This window comes from Paraburkholderia sp. A1RI_3L, from assembly GCF_048957895.1.
GTDB lineage: Bacteria > Pseudomonadota > Gammaproteobacteria > Burkholderiales > Burkholderiaceae > Paraburkholderia > Paraburkholderia kururiensis.
The window spans coordinates 22,387-38,554 of the sequence record NZ_JARCHA010000005.1; the positions used below are offsets into that span (position 1 = coordinate 22,387).

The following is a 16,168-nucleotide window of genomic DNA, read 5'->3' on the forward strand; positions in this document are numbered from 1 at the left end:
AGAAGCCGTGAAAGCAGCCACGCCGTTTCAGGCAAGCAGGAGCCTGCTTCAGCAGGTGGAAAGCGAACTGCGTCGCGCCACGCGCGGCGAAGTTCGGTTCGACGCGGGCTCGAAAGCTTTGTATGCTTCCGACGCTTCGAACTACCGGCAGATTCCGCTCGGCGTGGTGTTGCCCGCAGACGTGGACGACCTCGTGGCGGCCCTCGACACGTGCCGCTGCATGGACGTGCCGTTCCTCACGCGAGGCGGCGGCACGTCGCAGAACGGGCAGTGCGTCAATGTCGCGGTGGTGGCCGACACAAGCAAGTACGTCAATCGCGTGGTGAGCGTCGACCCGGTCGGCCGAACCGCGATCGTCGAACCGGGCGTGGTCTGCGACACGCTGCGCGAAGCGGCCGAGCGGCACGGCCTGACCTTCGCACCCGATCCGGCCACGCACAGCCGTTGCACGCTGGGCGGCATGATCGCGAACAACTCGTGCGGCGCGCATTCGGTGATGGCGGGCAAGACCGTCGAGAATATCGAAGCGCTCGAGATCGCCACTTACGACGGCGCACGCTTCTGGGTCGGTCCGACCGACGACGCCGAACTCGAAAGCATCATTGCCGGGGGCGGCCGCAAAGGCGAGATATACGCGAAGCTGCGCGATCTGCGCGACCGGTACGCAGAACAGATTCGCGCCGAATTTCCGCAAATCAAACGACGCGTGTCGGGATTCAACCTCGACCAGTTGCTGCCTGAAAACGGCTTCAACGTTGCCCGCGCGCTGGTGGGCACCGAAGGCACCTGTGCCGTCACGCTGCAGGCCAGGGTTCGCCTTGTCCACAGTCCTTCCTGCCGTGTGCTGCTCCTGCTCGGCTTCAAGGACATCTACACCGCGGCCGACGCAGTGCCGCACTTCAACCGCTTCTCGCCCATTGCCATCGAGGGCCTGGACCGCGCCATTATTCGCGGCCTTCAGGCGCGCGGGCTGAAGAAGGACGAAATCGCGCTGCTGCCGGATGGCGACGCATGGGTTGTGCTCGAATTCGGCGCCGACACGCATGCCGAAGCGGTGCAACAGGTGCAGGAGGCTCATGCGTATTTCAGGTCCGGCCAGGGTGGCGCCGACGTAACGGGCTTTGTGGTGGAAGCGAAGACGCAGCAGCAGAAGGTATGGTCGATCCGAGAAACGGGCGCATCGGCGGTGGCGCTTTCGGTTGACCCTTCAGCCCCGGATCCGATGGTGGGCTGGGAAGATGCTGCAGTGGACCCGATGCGGCTGGGTGACTATCTGCGCCAGTTCCAGGCACTGGTCGACCGCTACGGCTACGAGACGTGTCTCTACGGCCACTTCGGCGACGGTTGCGTCCACGCGCGCATTACCTTCGACGTCCGAACAGTAGAAGGCGTACAGAAATGGCGCGGGTTTCTGCGCGAGGCCGCGCAACTCGTGGTCGACTTCGGTGGCTCGCTTTCGGGCGAACATGGCGACGGCCAGGCGAAGGCCGAGTTTCTGCCCATCATGTACGGGCCCGAAATCATGCGCGCCATGGAGGAATTCAAGGCGATCTGGGACCCGGCCAATCGATTGAATCCGGGCAAGGTCGTGCACGCTTATCGTGCTGACGAGAACCTGCGCATGGGCCCGGCGTACAAGACCGTTACGCTGAATACGAAGCTGACGTTTGCGAGTCCGGAAGGCAACGGCATGCAGCGCGCGATCGAGCGCTGCATCGGGATGGGCAAATGCCGTTCGCTCGACGGCGGCACGATGTGTCCTAGCTATCGTGCGACTCGCGAAGAGCAGTTCTCGACGCGGGGGCGTGCCCACCTGTTCTGGGAAATGCTGCAGGGGGAGGTGATTGCGGACGGCTGGGACAGCGAGCCCCTGAAAGACGCGCTGGATGCCTGTCTGGCCTGCAAGGGCTGCAAATCGGATTGCCCGACCCACACGGATATGGCGTCGTACAAGGCCGAGTTTCTGTCGCACTACTACGAGAAACATCGTCGGCCGCGGCAGGCGATGTTCATGGGGAGAATCGGGCAATGGGCACCGCTGGCGAGCCGCTTTCCGTGGCTTACGAATTTTATGACTTCCTCCCGTCCCTTGGCTCGTATCAGCAAGTGGGTGGCTGGCGTGGCACCGCAGCGCAATCTTCCCGTGTTCGCCCCGAAGACGTACCGCGCATTGGCGCGTCGTCGCCGGCAAGCGAACGATGCGACGAGGGCGGCCAGGTCCGGCAAGGTGATTCTCTGGGTTGACACCTTCAACGAGCACTTCTCGCCCGAGGTCGCGATGGCTGCAACCAACGTGCTGGCGCATCTGGGCTACGAAGTCGTTCTGCCGCGCAAGCGACTGTGCTGCGGCCGGCCGCTTTACGACTATGGCCTGCTCGACGAGGCGCGTGCGCTGCTGCGACATGCAGTCGATGAGCTATGCGAAGACATCCGCGCTGGCGTACCGGTGGTCGGGCTTGAACCAGGCTGTCTTTCTGTATTCAAGGACGAATTGCTGAAGCAGTTGCCGGACGACGCCATGGCTAAAAGGCTCGCGGAGCAGACGTTTCTCTTCTCGGACTTTGTGGCGCGCGCGGACTTTCAGTGGCCACAACTCGACGCCGATGTAGTCGTGCACGGGCACTGTCATCAAAAGGCGGTGTTTGGAATGAAGGGCGAGACCGCGCTGCTCGACAAGCTGGGTGTCCGCTGGTCGTTGCTCGATACGGGCTGCTGCGGCATGGCGGGTTCGTTCGGATTCAATGCGCAACATTACGACCTCTCGCTGAAAATCGGTGAAGACAAGTTGCTGCCGCTGGTGCGCGATGCAGCGCCCGAAACGATCGTCGTGACGAATGGCTTCAGTTGTCGCGAACAGATTCAACAGGGCGCCGGCAGGCACACCCTGCATATCGCTCAGCTTGCGCAAAGAGCAATCAAGCTGGCGCACCTTCCTCAAACCGATCTGCCTCTTGAAGCGGTGAGCGAAGTCGTGTCGGTATCCTGAACAGATTGATTGGTTCTTGATGAGCAAGGGGACGCGCAGCGTCCCCTTTTTGCTATCGAATCGAAGCAATGAGGGAATGCCCTGTGCGCCTGCAACGGAATTCCGGCTGCGTCGAACACCTCGGAATTTGCGGGGTTGATGATCAGAACGCATCACGTCGTGCATAGATATCGTTTGATGCAGGTCTATTGGCTACTGACAATCGCTCCACATCATCACCGGACGTGTGTTAGCCGCCAGTGGTTGGCCGGGAGATGAGTGTGTTGCGCGCGGTCGTCGAGGCAATCGTGCCGTGCGCAGTGTGTCGATTACAAATATCAAAGGAACTCTCCCCATGCTCTCCCGTATTTGCGTGTCCCGTCGCCCTCTCGTTGTCGCTCTTTCCCTTTGCTTCGTCTCCGCGGCTGCTTGCGCCCAGGAAGCGGAAGTCAAGATCGGCATCGCCGGTCCGCTCACGGGCGGCGGCGCGGCCTACGGCAAAGACATCGAGAACGGTGTGCGAATGGCCATCGAAGAAGCCAATGCGAATCATCCCACTATCGGCGGCAAGCCGGTCAAGTTCGTCATCGATTCGCAGGACGATCAGAGCGACCCGCGCGTGAGCGTGCAGGTCGCTCAACGGCTCGTGGACGACCAGGTGTCGGTGGTCATTGGCCATTTCAACTCGGGCACCACGCTGCCGTCGTCGAAGATCTACGCGAAGGCGGGTATTCCGATGATCACGCCCGCGGCAACGAATCCGACCATTACGCAAGCAGGGCTCTCCACCATTTACCGTGTTATAGCAACCGATGCGCAGAACGCAGGCAACGCGGGCACTTATGCGGCCACGGTGACGAAGGCGAAGCGTATTGCCATCATCGACGACAGAACGGCATTCGGGCAGGGCGAAGCAGATGAATTCGAGAAGGCCGTGAAGGCAAGCGGCGGCACCATCGTCGACCGACAGTTCACCAACGACAAGGCAGTGGATTTTTCCGCCCAACTGACGGCCATCAAGAGCACCAATCCCGACCTCGTGTTTTTCGGCGGACTTGATACCCAGGCAGCCATGATCGTCAAGCGGATGCGCCAGCTCGGCATGAAGGCGCAGTTTCTCGCCGGCGGCGGCGTGATGGACGCGAACTTCATCAAGATTGCGGGCGAGGCCGCCAACGGTTCGTCCGTGTGGGAATACGGCCAGCCGCTGTCGACGCTGCCCAAGGGCAAGGATTTCGAGGCGAAGTTCAAGCAGAAGTACGGCGCCGACATGCTTGCCTATGCGCCGTTCGCGTACGACGCAACGTGGGTCGCCATCAAGGCGATGCAAAAGGCCAATTCCGTGAAGCCCGCGGACTTCAACACAGCGATGAAAGGCACCGACTATCAGGGCGTTACGGGCCGTATCGCATTCACGCAAACGGGCGATCTGAAGAATCCCAGTTCGACCATGTATCAAGTCAAGAACGTGGCCTGGACGCCGATTACGACGAAGACCGCCGACTAGGCATCTAAGCGTGCAGCGAAGGATGCGTGAGGCACACGTCAGAGGTTCCACGCATCTTTCGCACGCCGACGCGCGGCTTCGGCCCGGCACCTGGATTGGAAACACTGAAGAGGCTCTACTGTGAAAGCATCAACCATTCTCTCCGAACTCGGCATTGCGCACCTTGCAGAAGCGGGCGATATCGCGGTTCATTCGCCCATCAACGGCGAGCTTATTGGCCGCGTGGCGAGCCAGTCTGTGGCCGACGTGGATGCGGCGCTCGCGAAAGCTCACGAGGCATTCAAGATCTGGCGCAACGTGCCGGCCCCGCGCCGCGGGGAACTGGTTCGCCTGCTGGGCAACAAACTGCGCGAAAAGAAGCACGCACTCGGCAGCATCATCACGCTCGAAACCGGCAAGATTCTCCAGGAAGGTTTGGGCGAAGTGCAGGAGATGATCGACATCTGCGACTTCGCCGTGGGGCTCTCGCGTCAGCTGTATGGGCTGACGATCGCATCGGAGCGGCCGGGCCACCGGATGGCCGAGACGTGGCATCCGATGGGTGTTTGCGCGGTGATCTCGGCGTTCAATTTTCCGGCGGCCGTGTGGTCGTGGAACGCTGCGCTCGCACTCGTTTGCGGCAATGCCGTGCTCTGGAAACCGTCGGAGAAGACGCCGCTCACCGCGTTGGCCGTAAACAAGATTCTTCAGGATGCCTTGACGGAATTCGGCTCGGCACCTGAAGGCCTGACTGCGCTCGTCAATGGAGGCCGCGATGTAGGTGCAAAGCTCGTCGCCGATCCGCGCTCGAATATCGTGAGCGCCACGGGCAGCACCGAGATGGGCCGCGCGGTCGGCGTGGAAGTGGCGCGTCGATTCGGCCGGGCGATTCTCGAACTGGGCGGCAACAATGCCGGCATTGTGTCGGGAACGGCGGACATGGAACTCGCGTTGCGCGGCATCCTGTTTTCCGCGGTCGGCACGGCGGGGCAGCGTTGTACGTCACTGCGTCGCCTGTTCGTACACGAAAGCGTGTATGACAAGACCGTGGAGCGGTTGAAGACACTCTATAGCAAGGTCACGATCGGCAACCCGCTGGAGCAAGGCACGCTCATGGGGCCGCTCATCGACGAGCCGTCGTTCAATCGTATGCAGGCGGCGCTCGAACAGGCGAAGCGTGAAGGCGGCAAGGTGTTCGGCGGCGAACGTCAGAGCATCGCGGGTAACGAGAAGGGCTTCTACGTTCGTCCTGCCATCGTGGAAATGCCGACGCAAACTGACGTCGTGCTCACGGAGACCTTCGCGCCAATTCTCTATGTGCTCAAGTATTCGCGCTTCGACGATGCGATCGAAGCCAACAACGCGGCGCATCACGGTCTGTCGTCGTGCGTGTTCACCACGGACATGCGCGAGAGCGAGCGTTTCCTGTCGGCGTCCGGCAGTGACTGCGGCATCGCGAACGTGAACATCGGACCAAGCGGCGCGGAGATCGGCGGGGCATTCGGCGGCGAGAAGGAGACCGGTGGCGGCCGCGAATCGGGTTCGGACGCGTGGAAGGGGTACATGCGTCGCGCAACCAACACCGTCAACTTCTCTTCAGCGCTGCCGCTCGCACAGGGCGTCGATTTCAACATCGAATAGCAACGCGCATGGGGCGTGGGAGGCGTTTCGCGCGCAATGGAGCGGGCGATAAGGTGGACGAGATCTCACGCCGTGCATCGAACCATCTGCAATCTGGAGCATGTCGTGAGTTCTAAAGTCGTTATCGTTGGCGGCGGCGTCATCGGTAGTTCTATCGCTTACTTTCTGCGCGCTTCCGACCCGACGATTTCGGTGACGGTCATCGAACGCGATCCGAGCTATGCGAGGTCGTCGTCTGCGCTGTCGGCTGCCTCTATCCGGCAGCAGTTTTCTACGCCGTTGTCCATCCAGATGTCGTTGTACGGCATCGAATTTCTGCGCGATATCGGCGAACGTCTCGAAGTGGAGGGCCACCGGCCGTCCATCGACCTGCACGAAGGCGGTTATCTCTTTCTGGCGACGGAAGCCGGGGAAGCCACGCTGCGTGAAAACCATGCGCTGCAAACGAGCCTGGGCGCCGATATCGCGCTGCTGTCTCCCGACGAACTGGCGCAGAAGTTCCCGTGGCTCAACGTCGACGACATCGTGGCCGGCGCATACGGTCTTTCGGGTGAAGGCTGGTTCGACGGCTACGGTCTCGTGCAGGCACTGCGAAAGAAGGCTCAGTCGCTTGGCGCACGCTACGTGGCTGCCGATGTGACTGGCCTTGAGCGCGACGGACGCAAAGTGACCCACGTTCTGACCGGCGACGGCGAACGTTATGCATGCGACACGCTGGTGAATGCCGCTGGTGCATGGGCACGGCGCATTTCGGAACTGATGGGCGTGGATATTCCGGTCTACGCGCGCCGCCGCAGCATCTTCAACGTGTCGTCGCCGGCGCAACTTGCGAACAGCCCGCTGCTGATCGACCCCAGTGGCGTGTACTTCAGACCGGAAGGCAAGACGTACATCACGGGTACCTCGCCGGGCGAAGACAACGATCCGAACGACCTGCCGCTCGACGAGGTGGATCACGACCTCTTCGACGAGGTGATCTGGCCGACGCTCGCCAATCGCGTGCCCGGCTTCGAAGCATTGCGTGTGGAGAACTGCTGGTCCGGCTATTACGAATACAACGTGTTCGACCACAACGCGATTATCGGCTATCACCCGGATGTCGAGAACTGCGTGTTCGCGAACGGCTACAGCGGCCACGGCCTGCAGCAGGGCCCGGCGACTGGACGTGGTGTGAGCGAACTCATCATCAATGGCCGGTACACGACGCTGGATCTGTCGTCGCTCAGTTGGGAACGCGTTCTGGAGAACCGGCCCATCGTCGAAAAGAACGTCGTATAGCGGGCCACTTCGTTTTTTATCGGCCGGCTTATCGCAAACGAAGACATGTACGAATTCACTGCACCTTTTCAGCAACCTGCCGGCTCGCCAATACGAGAGTTGTTCAAGTACCTCGGAGAGCCAGGCATGATTTCGTTCGCGGGTGGCTATCCCGCGAGCGACCTTTTCGACGTCGAAGGGCTCAATGCGGCTGCAACGCGTGCGTATCAGGCGCCTGCGCAATGCCTGCAATATGGGCCGACCGACGGGTTGCCGGCGCTCAAGGCACAACTCGTTCAATTGATGGGGAGGCGCGGCGTATCGTGTGCGACGGACGAGCTCGTCGTCACCACGGGCTCGCAGCAGGGCCTTGACCTGCTTCTGCGTGTGCTCGTCAGCCCCGGCGACGTCGTTCTCACGGAACAACCCGCGTATCCCGCCACGCTTCAGGCGTTGCGTTTGCAGCAAGCGGAGATCGTCACGATTCCGGTGGATCGCGATGGCCTCGATGTAGAACGCCTTGCGAAGCGGCTCGCGTCGGGTGTGGTATCCCGGCCTCGGCTCTTGTATACCGTTCCGACGTTCGCCAATCCGACAGGTGCAACGCTGACGCGCGAACGCCGTATTGCGCTGCTCAAACTCGCGGTGCAGTACCGGTTCCTGATTGTCGAAGACGATCCCTACGGCGACCTTCGGTTCTCGGGCGAGCCTATCCCTTCGATACTCGCGTTGACGAGCGAAGTGGAAGGCTCGCGCGACTGGGTCGTGCATTTCTCCAGTCTCTCGAAAATCGTGGCGCCGGGGTTGCGGGTGGGCTGGACCATTGCGCCCGCGGCAATCGCACGGCGCTGCGTCATTGCCAAGCAGACCGTCGACCTGTGCAGCGCGCCGTGGACGCAGGCCATCTCCGCGGAGTACCTCGCAGAGGGGGCGCTGGAGCGGCACGTGCCCAGGATCGTCGCGGCATATCGCGACAAGAATCACGCGCTGTGCCACGCGCTTCGCGTCGAGCTGGATGATCGGATCGAATTTCACGCGCCTTTGGGCGGCATGTTCGTATGGGCGCGCATTCCAGGCCTCGACGCGGCAGCATTGCTTGCCCGCGCCATCGAGCACAAGGTGATCTTCGTGCCGGGCAACGCGTTTTTCGCGGATCACGCCGACACCTCCAGCTTGCGCCTTTCCTTCGCTGCGCCCGATATCGCCGCGATTGAGGAGGGCGTGCGCCGGCTCAAACGTGCATACGAAGCAGCGACCGGTACGTCGGTTCGGATGACGAAATGAACAATGAATAGAGGTCGATGAATGAAGATTGTAGTTGCCGTAAAACGCGTGGCGGATTTCAACGTGAAGATTCGCGTCAAGGCGGATCAGTCCGGCGTTGAACTCGCCAACGTGAAGATGTCGATGAATCCGTTCGACGAAATCGCTGTGGAGGCGGCTGTCCGGTTGAAGGAGGGCGGGCAGGCGAGCGAAGTGATCGTGGTGTCGGCCGGGCCGGTGCAGAGCCAGGAGACGTTGCGCACGGCGCTGGCCATGGGCGCAGACCGCGGCATCCATGTGAAGGTGGAGAGCGAACTGCAGCAACTCGGCGTGGCACGCATTCTCCGCGCGGTGATGGAGCGTGAGCAGCCGGGCCTCGTGATGCTCGGCAAACAGGCCATTGACGACGACGCCAATCAAACCGGTCAGATGCTCGCCGCGCTGGCAGGATTGCCGCAAGCCACTTTCGCGTCCCATCTGCAAGTGGAGGACGGCGCAGCCAGCGTGACGCGCGAAGTCGATGGTGGCTCGGAGACGGTGAATGTCCGTTTGCCGGCCGTGGTGACGACGGACTTGCGACTCAACGAGCCGCGTTACGTCACGTTGCCCAACATCATGAAGGCGAAGAAAAAACCGATCGATGTGATCGACGTGGCCGAGCTCGGCCTCGACATCCAGCCACGCATCAGGACGCTGAAAGTCAGCGAGCCCCCGAAACGGGCTGCGGGCGAATGCGTGGCCGATGTCGACGCGCTTGTCCAGAAACTGAAGAACGATATGAAAGTGATGTGAGGTCAAGCCATGACGATTCTGGTGATTGCGGAACACGACGACACAACCCTGAAGGCTTCGACGTTGAATGCGCTCGCCGCGGCGAGGCAACTCGGTGCGGCGGTGCACGTGCTCGTGGCGGGGCACAACGTCCACGCGCTGGCGGCTGAAGCTGCCACATTCGAAGGCGTGCAGAAAGTGCTGCACGCCGATGCGAGTCATCTCGCGGGCGGCCTTGCGGAAAACATCGAACCGACCATCGTTGCCGTTGGCGATCGGTACACGTACATCGTGTTTCCGGCCACGGCATACGGCAAGAACATTGCGCCGCGCGTGGCGGCGAAGCTCGCAGTGGGACAGATCTCCGACGTGACAGCGGTACTCAGCGCGGACACCTTCGAGCGCCCCGTCTACGCGGGCAATGCGATCGCGACCGTTCAGTCGCTCGATCCGGTGAAGGTCATCACCGTGCGCCTCTCGGCGTTCGCGCCTGTCAGTGCGCGTGTGGCCGACCCTGCTCCGATCGAAGCGCTCGAGCCCGCGCCGGATTCAGGCCTCGCAACGCTCGTCAGCCGCGAACTGACGAGGCTCGAGCGGCCCGAATTGACCGCTGCGAAGATTGTCGTGTCGGGCGGGCGGGGGCTGGGGTCGGCGCAACAATACAAGGCGGTTCTCGAGCCGCTCGCCGACAAACTGCAGGCGGCGTTGGGCGCTTCGCGCGCAGCCGTCGATGCCGGCTACGTGTCCAACGACTTCCAGGTCGGGCAGACCGGAAAGATCGTGGCGCCGGACGTTTACTTCGCGGTCGGCATTTCCGGCGCGATTCAGCATCTGGCCGGCATGAAAGACTCGAAGACCATCATCGCCATCAACAAGGACGCAGAGGCACCCATCTTCGGCGTTGCCGATCTCGGCCTGGTAGCGGACCTTTTTCAGGCCGTGCCGGAACTGACCGGCAAACTCGGTGCGTAATCTCGTGCGTCAGCCGTAACAGTACGGGCCGGCGCAGGCAGTTTGGTATTTCCGTGCGGGACGGGGTCACCCGCGAGGTGTTGAGTTGGTACGTCGTGCCCATTGCAGTTGCAGTAACGAGCAAGAAGTGAATTATTAACGGCCGTCCTGCGGCCCATAAAGTTTGGAGAACTTGTGAAAAAGACCATCATTGGCGCAGCGCTCGCTGCCGCCGCCTTGCCTGCCTTCGCGCAGAACACCGTGACGCTCTACGGTCTCATCGACGAGGGTTTCGATTTCACGAACAACGTGAACGGTTCGAAGGTGTACGAGTTGCAGAGCGGCTATGCGCAGGGCAGCCGCTGGGGCCTGAAGGGCACGGAAGACCTGGGCGGGGGCCTCAAAGCCGTTTTCCAGCTGGAAAACGGCTTCAACGTGAACAACGGGAAGTTGGGGCAGGGCGGCTTGATGTTCGGTCGCCAGGCGTACGTCGGCCTCGTCAGCGACCAGTACGGCAGCGTCACGTTCGGGCGCCAGTATGACTCGCTCGTGGACTTCCTCGCGCAAACCACCGCCAACGGCAACTGGGGCGGCTATCTGTTTTCGCACCCGTACGACAACGACAACACCGACAACTCGTTCCGCGTGAACAACACGGTGAAGTACACAAGCCCGACCTTTGCAGGGCTCCAGTTCGGCGGCACCTACAGCTTCAGCAACGACACGAATTTCGCGAACAATCGCCAGTACAGCGTCGGCATGCAGTACGCGACCGGTGGGCTGCTGCTCGCAGCGGCCTATCTCCAGGCGAACAATCCTTCGGCATCGGCGGGCGGCGCCATCAACAACGGCGGCGACGAGAACTTCGTCGCAAGCCGCCTGCGCGTGTTCGGCGCGGGTATCAACTACACGTTCGGCAGTGCAACGCTCGGGTTCGCGTACACGAATACCCTTGTTCAGCAGCCTTTGAGTTCGGGCTACGTGGGCGCCATCACGCCGACCGGAGGCGCAACGTTGTCGTCGCTCAGGTTCAATAACTTCGAGGTGAACGCGAAGTATCAGGTGACGCCGGCCTTCTTCGTCGGCGCGGCGTACACGTACACGCGCACGAGCTTCAATGCGACGAGTGGTCAGCTTCATCCGCAATACCACAGCGTGGGGTTGATGGCGGACTACAACCTGTCGAAGCGAACGGACGTCTACGTGCAGGGCGGCTACCAGCATGCGGGTGGCGACAAGACCGGTACGGTGCTCGATGTCGCCTATGTGCCGGGCGCGGATGCGGTCTCGTCCACGTCGAGCCAGTTCGTGCTTCGCGCAGCCATTCGCCACAAGTTCTGATGACGTAGAAAGGCATGACACGGTGAGGCCATACGCGTGTCCTCACCGTGCCCGTGCTGCTGTTGCGCGTCTTTCGCGGAACGGGCCGTTATGCCGGCCGCGCGAGCAGCGTGACCGTGAGGAGTCCGAGCACGGTCATCGCGAGCGAGATGCCCACGTGAATGGCGATCTCGCCCACCGCCCAGCCAAGCCGGCCTTCCTGAAGGTGCGAGACGACTTCCGCGGAGAAGGTCGAGAAGGTAGAGAGGCCGCCCATCAGGCCCGTGATGACGAAGAGCCGCCATTCGGGCGCGAGGCCCGGATAGCGCGCGAATACGCCGACCGCCACGCCGATGATGTAACCCGCCATCGTGTTGGCCGCGAGCGTGCCGAGCGGCAGGGCCGGGAAGAGGCCGTTGAGCCGGATGCCGAGCAGCCAGCGCAGCAGCGAACCGAGCGCACCACCCATGGCGACGGCAAGAATCGACAGATACATAGCGGGAAAGAAATCTGTAGAGGAAAAGAAACCTGCGCCTGGCTACGGGGCAAAGGTGGCTCGGGTCGTGGCCGAAAGGTGGCCGAAAGATGGTCGAAGCGGGACCATTGCGCCTGCCGTTTTCAGCGCGAGAGTCTAGCATCGGGCGAATTTCGGTGCGCTTACGTCGCGCTGCCGTGGTCCATGCCGTGGCCTAAAATCGCAAGAGCGGCGGTTGCTGCGACTTCACGGGGACACGACATGAAAGGCTATCAACTCACGTTCTACACGGAGCAGAGCCGGCGCCACGAGCACCAGCCGGTTGTCGACTGGCTCATGGCCCGCGCAAAGCAGATGGGCGTGCAAGGCGCGACGGTCATTGCGGCGGCCGAAGGCATCGGCCATGCCGGGGCGCGCCACGCCGCGCGGTTCTTCGAACTGGCGGACCAGCCGATGCAGGTCATCTTCGCCGTCACGGAGATGGAGTCCGAACTGTTGCTCGATGCCGTACGCCGCGCCAATGTGCACGTGTTCTACACGCGCTGTCCCATCGAGTTCGGCGTGCTGGGCCTGCCCGGCGGCGATCTCGCACCGTGATCGCAGTGCAGGCGTGAGCCACGCCACGCCTGCGTTTCGCGGACGGCTTGGCTTCGCAGCGGCCGTCGCGCAAGCACGGCCGCACCCGCGCCGCGTTCAGCTCGCGGTTTCCCGCTCCGGCGTCGCGGAAATGCGGTGAATCGAGAGGTCCGCGCCGTTGTACTCCGCTTCCTGTTCGATGCGCAGCCCCACGGTGGCACGCAGCGCGCCGTACACCAGCGCACCCCCCAGCGTCGCAATGACGATGCCGCCAAGCGTGCCCACGATCTGCGCGCCGAGCGACACGCCGCCCAGTCCGCCCAGCGCCCGCAGGCCGAAGATGCCCGCCGCGATACCGCCCCAGGCACCGCAGATGCCGTGCAGCGGCCACACGCCGAGTACGTCGTCGATGCGCCAGCGGTTTTGCACCAGCGTGAACAGGTGCACGAACAGCACGCCGGCCACCGCGCCGGTGATGAGCGCGCCAAGCGGATGCATGACGTCCGAGCCCGCGCAGACCGCCACGAGCCCCGCGAGCGGACCGTTGTAGGTGAAGCCGGGGTCGTTGCGGCCCGCGAGCCACGCCGTGAGCGTGCCGCCCACCATCGCCATTAGCGAGTTCACGGCCACGAGGCCGCTGATCTTGTCGACGGTCTGCGCGCTCATCACGTTGAAGCCGAACCAGCCTACGGCCAGCACCCAGGCGCCGAGCGCGAGGAACGGAATGTTCGACGGCGGATGCGCGGCCACGCGTCCGTCGCGCTGGTAGCGTCCGTGGCGGGCGCCGAGCAGCAGCACGGCCGGCAGCGCGACCCAGCCGCCAAACGCGTGCACTACCACGGAACCCGCGAAGTCGTGGAACTGCGCGCCGAAGAACTGCTCGAGCGCGGCCTGCACGCCGAAGCGGCCGTTCCACACGATGCCCTCGAAGAACGGATAGACGAAGCCGACGATCACGAACGTCGCGAACAGCTGCGGGTTGAACTTCGAGCGTTCGGCGATGCCGCCCGAGACGATGGCCGGAATCGCGGCGGCGAAGGTGAGCAGGAAGAAAAAGCGCACGAGGCCGTAGCCGTTGCGGGCGGCGAGCACGTCGGCGGGATCGAAGAACTGCACGCCGTAGGCGATCGTATAGCCGATGAAGAAGTACGCGAGGGTCGATACCGAGAAGTCGACCAGGATCTTCACGAGCGCGTTGACCTGGTTCTTTTTCCGCACGGTGCCGAGTTCCAGAAACGCGAAGCCCGCGTGCATGGCCAGCACCATGGCGGCGCCGAGCAACAGAAAGAGCGTGTCGGTGCCGGTCTTGAGGTTTTCCATCTGTCCGTCCTGCTATGCGCAAAAAACGGGCAGAGAAAGCAAGATACGGGCCAAAATGGATCAAGAGAGCCTCATGAAGGTGCAATAACGCACCGCCGTGGGCGGATCGGGTGAATCGCCTCACATGCCGGCGCCGAGATATCAGCAGCGCGCGTGCACTGAATTCAGGCAAATAGCACCTAATGTGTGCGTACGATCCGGGAGAGGGCCGTCGCACGCCAATTTGAGGCATTTTCTTAAAACTGCCTTACGTCCTCGCCGTCGCCATGCCGCGCGCATGGCGATGCGCGTGGTTGTCGGTGCCGGCTTCACGCGCCATGCCCCGCCCGGCAAGGCCCTCGCGCCGTCGCGCCGCGGCCCGGGCGCGTGCGCCTTTGTCCCCGGGCTCAAAGGCGACATAATGAGACCCCCGCCATGAGTCTGACGTATGCCGCCCGGCGGACTCACGAACCTTCCTGCGCGCATGAGACTGACGACCAAAGGGCTGCTGCTGATCGCCATTCCGGCCGTGTTCGAGCTGACGCTTCTCTCGGGAATCGTCAAGGCACAGGCCGATGCGCTCGAAGCCGAGCGCGCCGCGCAGCACAGCCAGGACGTGCTGACCCAGACGTCGCGCATTCTCGAACCTGTCCTGCTCGAATCGGCGCGCCTGCGCGGCGCCGTAGCCGCGACCGACACGACCTACGCGACGCCCGTTTCGCTCTGGATGGACATCGACCGCCGCATCGACGGGCTTGTCGAACTCGTGGCCGACAATCCCGGGCAGGTCGAGCGTGCCGCGCAGGTCCGTCAGGCGGTGCAGGCCTACCGCCAATGGTCGGACCGCGTGCAGGACCTGCTGCGCTCGGGGCGCCGCGCCGACGTGCTCGCGCGCTTTCGCGACCTCGGCGTGACCGATGTGCTGGACCGCGTGCGCGTGCAGGTAATCTCGTTCCAGGCGGAGGAAAAGCGTCTCGACGTGCTGCGCGCCACGGCGGCCGAAGCGGCGCGTGCGCGGCAGCAGACGCTCGTCGTCACGGCGGTGGTGGCGTCCATCGTATTTGTCGCGCTTGCGGTGTATCTGTTCACGCGCGGTCTGCGCGGGCGCCTCGCGCTGCTTTCGGACAACGCCGGGCGTCTCGCCGGCAACGAGCCGCTCGCCCCGCTCACGGGCGGCGACGACGAGATCTCGCGGCTCGACCTGGTGCTCCACGAGACGAGCCGGCGCCTGATCGAAGCCGAGCGTCTGCAGGTGCGCTTCCAGTCGGATCTCGGCCGCCGCGCCGCGGAACTCGCGAACATCAACGAAAGCCTGCGGCAGCAGACCCAGGAAAACGAGATGTTCATCTATAGCGTCTCGCATGATCTGCGCGCGCCGCTCGTCAACCTGCAAGGCTTTTCGAAAGAGCTGACGCACGCGTGCGAGGACCTGCGCCGCGTGGTGGCGCAGTCGTCGCTCTCGCCCGAGCAGCGCGCGCACATCGAGCAGCTCATCAACGACGACATCGCGGTCGCGCTGCGTTACCTGCAGTCGGCGGTCTTGCGCGCCTCGCACATCATCGACGCGTTGCTGCGGCTCTCGCGGGTAGGGCGCGTCGAGTACCGCCGTCAACCCGTGGACGTGGAGGATATCGTGCAACGCGTGATCGACGCCATGCGCGTCTCGATCCGCGCGCGGCACGCCGAAACCGTGGTGCATGAGTTGCCCGCGGTGTGGGGCGACCCGACCGCGCTCGAACAGGTGTTCGCCAACCTCATCGGCAATGCGGTCAACTATTTGAGCCCCGCACGCGAAGGCCGCATCGAAATCGGCACGACGGCCGCGCCGCCCGGCGTGCAGACGTTGCGCATTTTCTACGTGAAGGACAACGGCCTCGGTATTCCCGAGGTCGCGCTGCCGCGGCTCTTCAATGCATTCCAGCGCATGCACGGCAACGTCGCCGCGGGCGAGGGCATCGGGCTTGCGCTCGTGCGGCGCGTAGTGGAGCGGCACGGCGGCCGAATCTGGGTGGAATCCACCGAAGGCGTGGGCACGACGTTCTACTTCTCGCTGCCCGAGGCAGCGGCGAAGGCGCAGTTGACGGCCGAGGCGATGGGGTCGTCGGAGACGCAGGGGTAAGGGGGCGTTGCGGGCTCTCGCGTGCCGTTGTGCGGCCGCCCGATG

General features: G+C 63.2%; 12 protein-coding genes. 10 read left to right on the forward strand and 2 right to left on the reverse strand.

What is annotated here, in order from left to right; genetic code table 11:
* Positions 1-7: 7 nt before the first annotated feature.
* The 8 genes from PXJ20_RS15480 (at position 8) to PXJ20_RS15515 (ending at position 11,675) form a co-directional block, all read left to right on the forward strand.
* Positions 8-2,986 carry an FAD-binding and (Fe-S)-binding domain-containing protein gene (locus PXJ20_RS15480; RefSeq protein WP_421029462.1) on the forward strand — a complete coding sequence of 993 codons (2,979 nt, stop codon included), beginning with the start codon at positions 8-10 and terminating at the stop codon, positions 2,984-2,986.
* A 334-nt stretch (positions 2,987-3,320) separates the two neighbouring features.
* Positions 3,321-4,472, forward strand: coding sequence for a branched-chain amino acid ABC transporter substrate-binding protein (locus tag PXJ20_RS15485; RefSeq protein ID WP_421029461.1), 1,152 nt, complete (start codon positions 3,321-3,323; stop codon positions 4,470-4,472).
* Positions 4,473-4,592: 120 nt separating this feature from the next.
* Positions 4,593-6,092: an aldehyde dehydrogenase family protein gene (locus PXJ20_RS15490; protein ID WP_421029460.1), complete on the forward strand. Its 1,500-nt coding sequence runs from the start codon at positions 4,593-4,595 to the stop codon at positions 6,090-6,092.
* Positions 6,093-6,197: 105 nt separating this feature from the next.
* Positions 6,198-7,370 (forward strand): NAD(P)/FAD-dependent oxidoreductase, encoded by a 1,173-nt coding sequence (locus tag PXJ20_RS15495; protein ID WP_421029459.1) that lies wholly within the window; start codon positions 6,198-6,200, stop codon positions 7,368-7,370.
* A 45-nt stretch (positions 7,371-7,415) separates the two neighbouring features.
* Positions 7,416-8,633: a PLP-dependent aminotransferase family protein gene (locus PXJ20_RS15500; RefSeq protein WP_421029458.1), complete on the forward strand. Its 1,218-nt coding sequence runs from the start codon at positions 7,416-7,418 to the stop codon at positions 8,631-8,633.
* 21 nt (positions 8,634-8,654) lie between these two features.
* Positions 8,655-9,404, forward strand: a complete 750-nt coding sequence (locus PXJ20_RS15505; protein WP_421029457.1) for an electron transfer flavoprotein subunit beta/FixA family protein — start codon at positions 8,655-8,657, stop codon at positions 9,402-9,404.
* Between the two features lie 9 nt (positions 9,405-9,413).
* Complete coding sequence (locus PXJ20_RS15510) at positions 9,414-10,355, forward strand: electron transfer flavoprotein subunit alpha/FixB family protein (protein ID WP_421029456.1); 942 nt, start codon at positions 9,414-9,416, stop codon at positions 10,353-10,355.
* A gap of 174 nt (positions 10,356-10,529) precedes the next feature.
* Positions 10,530-11,675, forward strand: coding sequence for a porin (locus PXJ20_RS15515; RefSeq protein WP_017776515.1), 1,146 nt, complete (start codon positions 10,530-10,532; stop codon positions 11,673-11,675).
* A gap of 88 nt (positions 11,676-11,763) precedes the next feature.
* On the opposite strand, the gene crcB is transcribed toward PXJ20_RS15515, so the two are convergent.
* Complete coding sequence (gene crcB, locus PXJ20_RS15520) at positions 11,764-12,150, reverse strand: fluoride efflux transporter CrcB (RefSeq protein ID WP_017776516.1); 387 nt, start codon at positions 12,148-12,150, stop codon at positions 11,764-11,766.
* A gap of 240 nt (positions 12,151-12,390) precedes the next feature.
* On the opposite strand from crcB, the gene PXJ20_RS15525 reads away from it, so the two are divergent.
* Positions 12,391-12,726, forward strand: a complete 336-nt coding sequence (locus PXJ20_RS15525) for a DUF190 domain-containing protein (protein WP_421029455.1) — start codon at positions 12,391-12,393, stop codon at positions 12,724-12,726.
* Between the two features lie 96 nt (positions 12,727-12,822).
* Here the strand turns inward: PXJ20_RS15525 and PXJ20_RS15530 are convergent, their stop codons facing one another.
* Positions 12,823-14,025, reverse strand: coding sequence for an ammonium transporter (locus PXJ20_RS15530; protein WP_421029454.1), 1,203 nt, complete (start codon positions 14,023-14,025; stop codon positions 12,823-12,825).
* A 463-nt stretch (positions 14,026-14,488) separates the two neighbouring features.
* Between PXJ20_RS15530 and PXJ20_RS15535 the strand changes: the two genes are divergently transcribed.
* Positions 14,489-16,123: a sensor histidine kinase gene (locus tag PXJ20_RS15535; protein WP_026121800.1), complete on the forward strand. Its 1,635-nt coding sequence runs from the start codon at positions 14,489-14,491 to the stop codon at positions 16,121-16,123.
* Positions 16,124-16,168: the final 45 nt, after the last annotated feature.

What these genes read in the sequence shown, in the direction of transcription:
- crcB (WP_017776516.1), bottom strand. Translation starts at nt 12,150, where the DNA reads ATGTATCTGTCGATTCTTGCCGTCGCCATGGGTGGTGCGCTCGGTTCG.
- PXJ20_RS15535 (WP_026121800.1), top strand. Translation starts at nt 14,489, where the DNA reads ATGAGACTGACGACCAAAGGGCTGCTGCTGATCGCCATTCCGGCCGTG.
- PXJ20_RS15505 (WP_421029457.1), top strand. Translation starts at nt 8,655, where the DNA reads ATGAAGATTGTAGTTGCCGTAAAACGCGTGGCGGATTTCAACGTGAAG.
- PXJ20_RS15525 (WP_421029455.1), top strand. Translation starts at nt 12,391, where the DNA reads ATGAAAGGCTATCAACTCACGTTCTACACGGAGCAGAGCCGGCGCCAC.
- PXJ20_RS15530 (WP_421029454.1), bottom strand. Translation starts at nt 14,025, where the DNA reads ATGGAAAACCTCAAGACCGGCACCGACACGCTCTTTCTGTTGCTCGGC.
- PXJ20_RS15510 (WP_421029456.1), top strand. Translation starts at nt 9,414, where the DNA reads ATGACGATTCTGGTGATTGCGGAACACGACGACACAACCCTGAAGGCT.
- PXJ20_RS15485 (WP_421029461.1), top strand. Translation starts at nt 3,321, where the DNA reads ATGCTCTCCCGTATTTGCGTGTCCCGTCGCCCTCTCGTTGTCGCTCTT.
- PXJ20_RS15500 (WP_421029458.1), top strand. Translation starts at nt 7,416, where the DNA reads ATGTACGAATTCACTGCACCTTTTCAGCAACCTGCCGGCTCGCCAATA.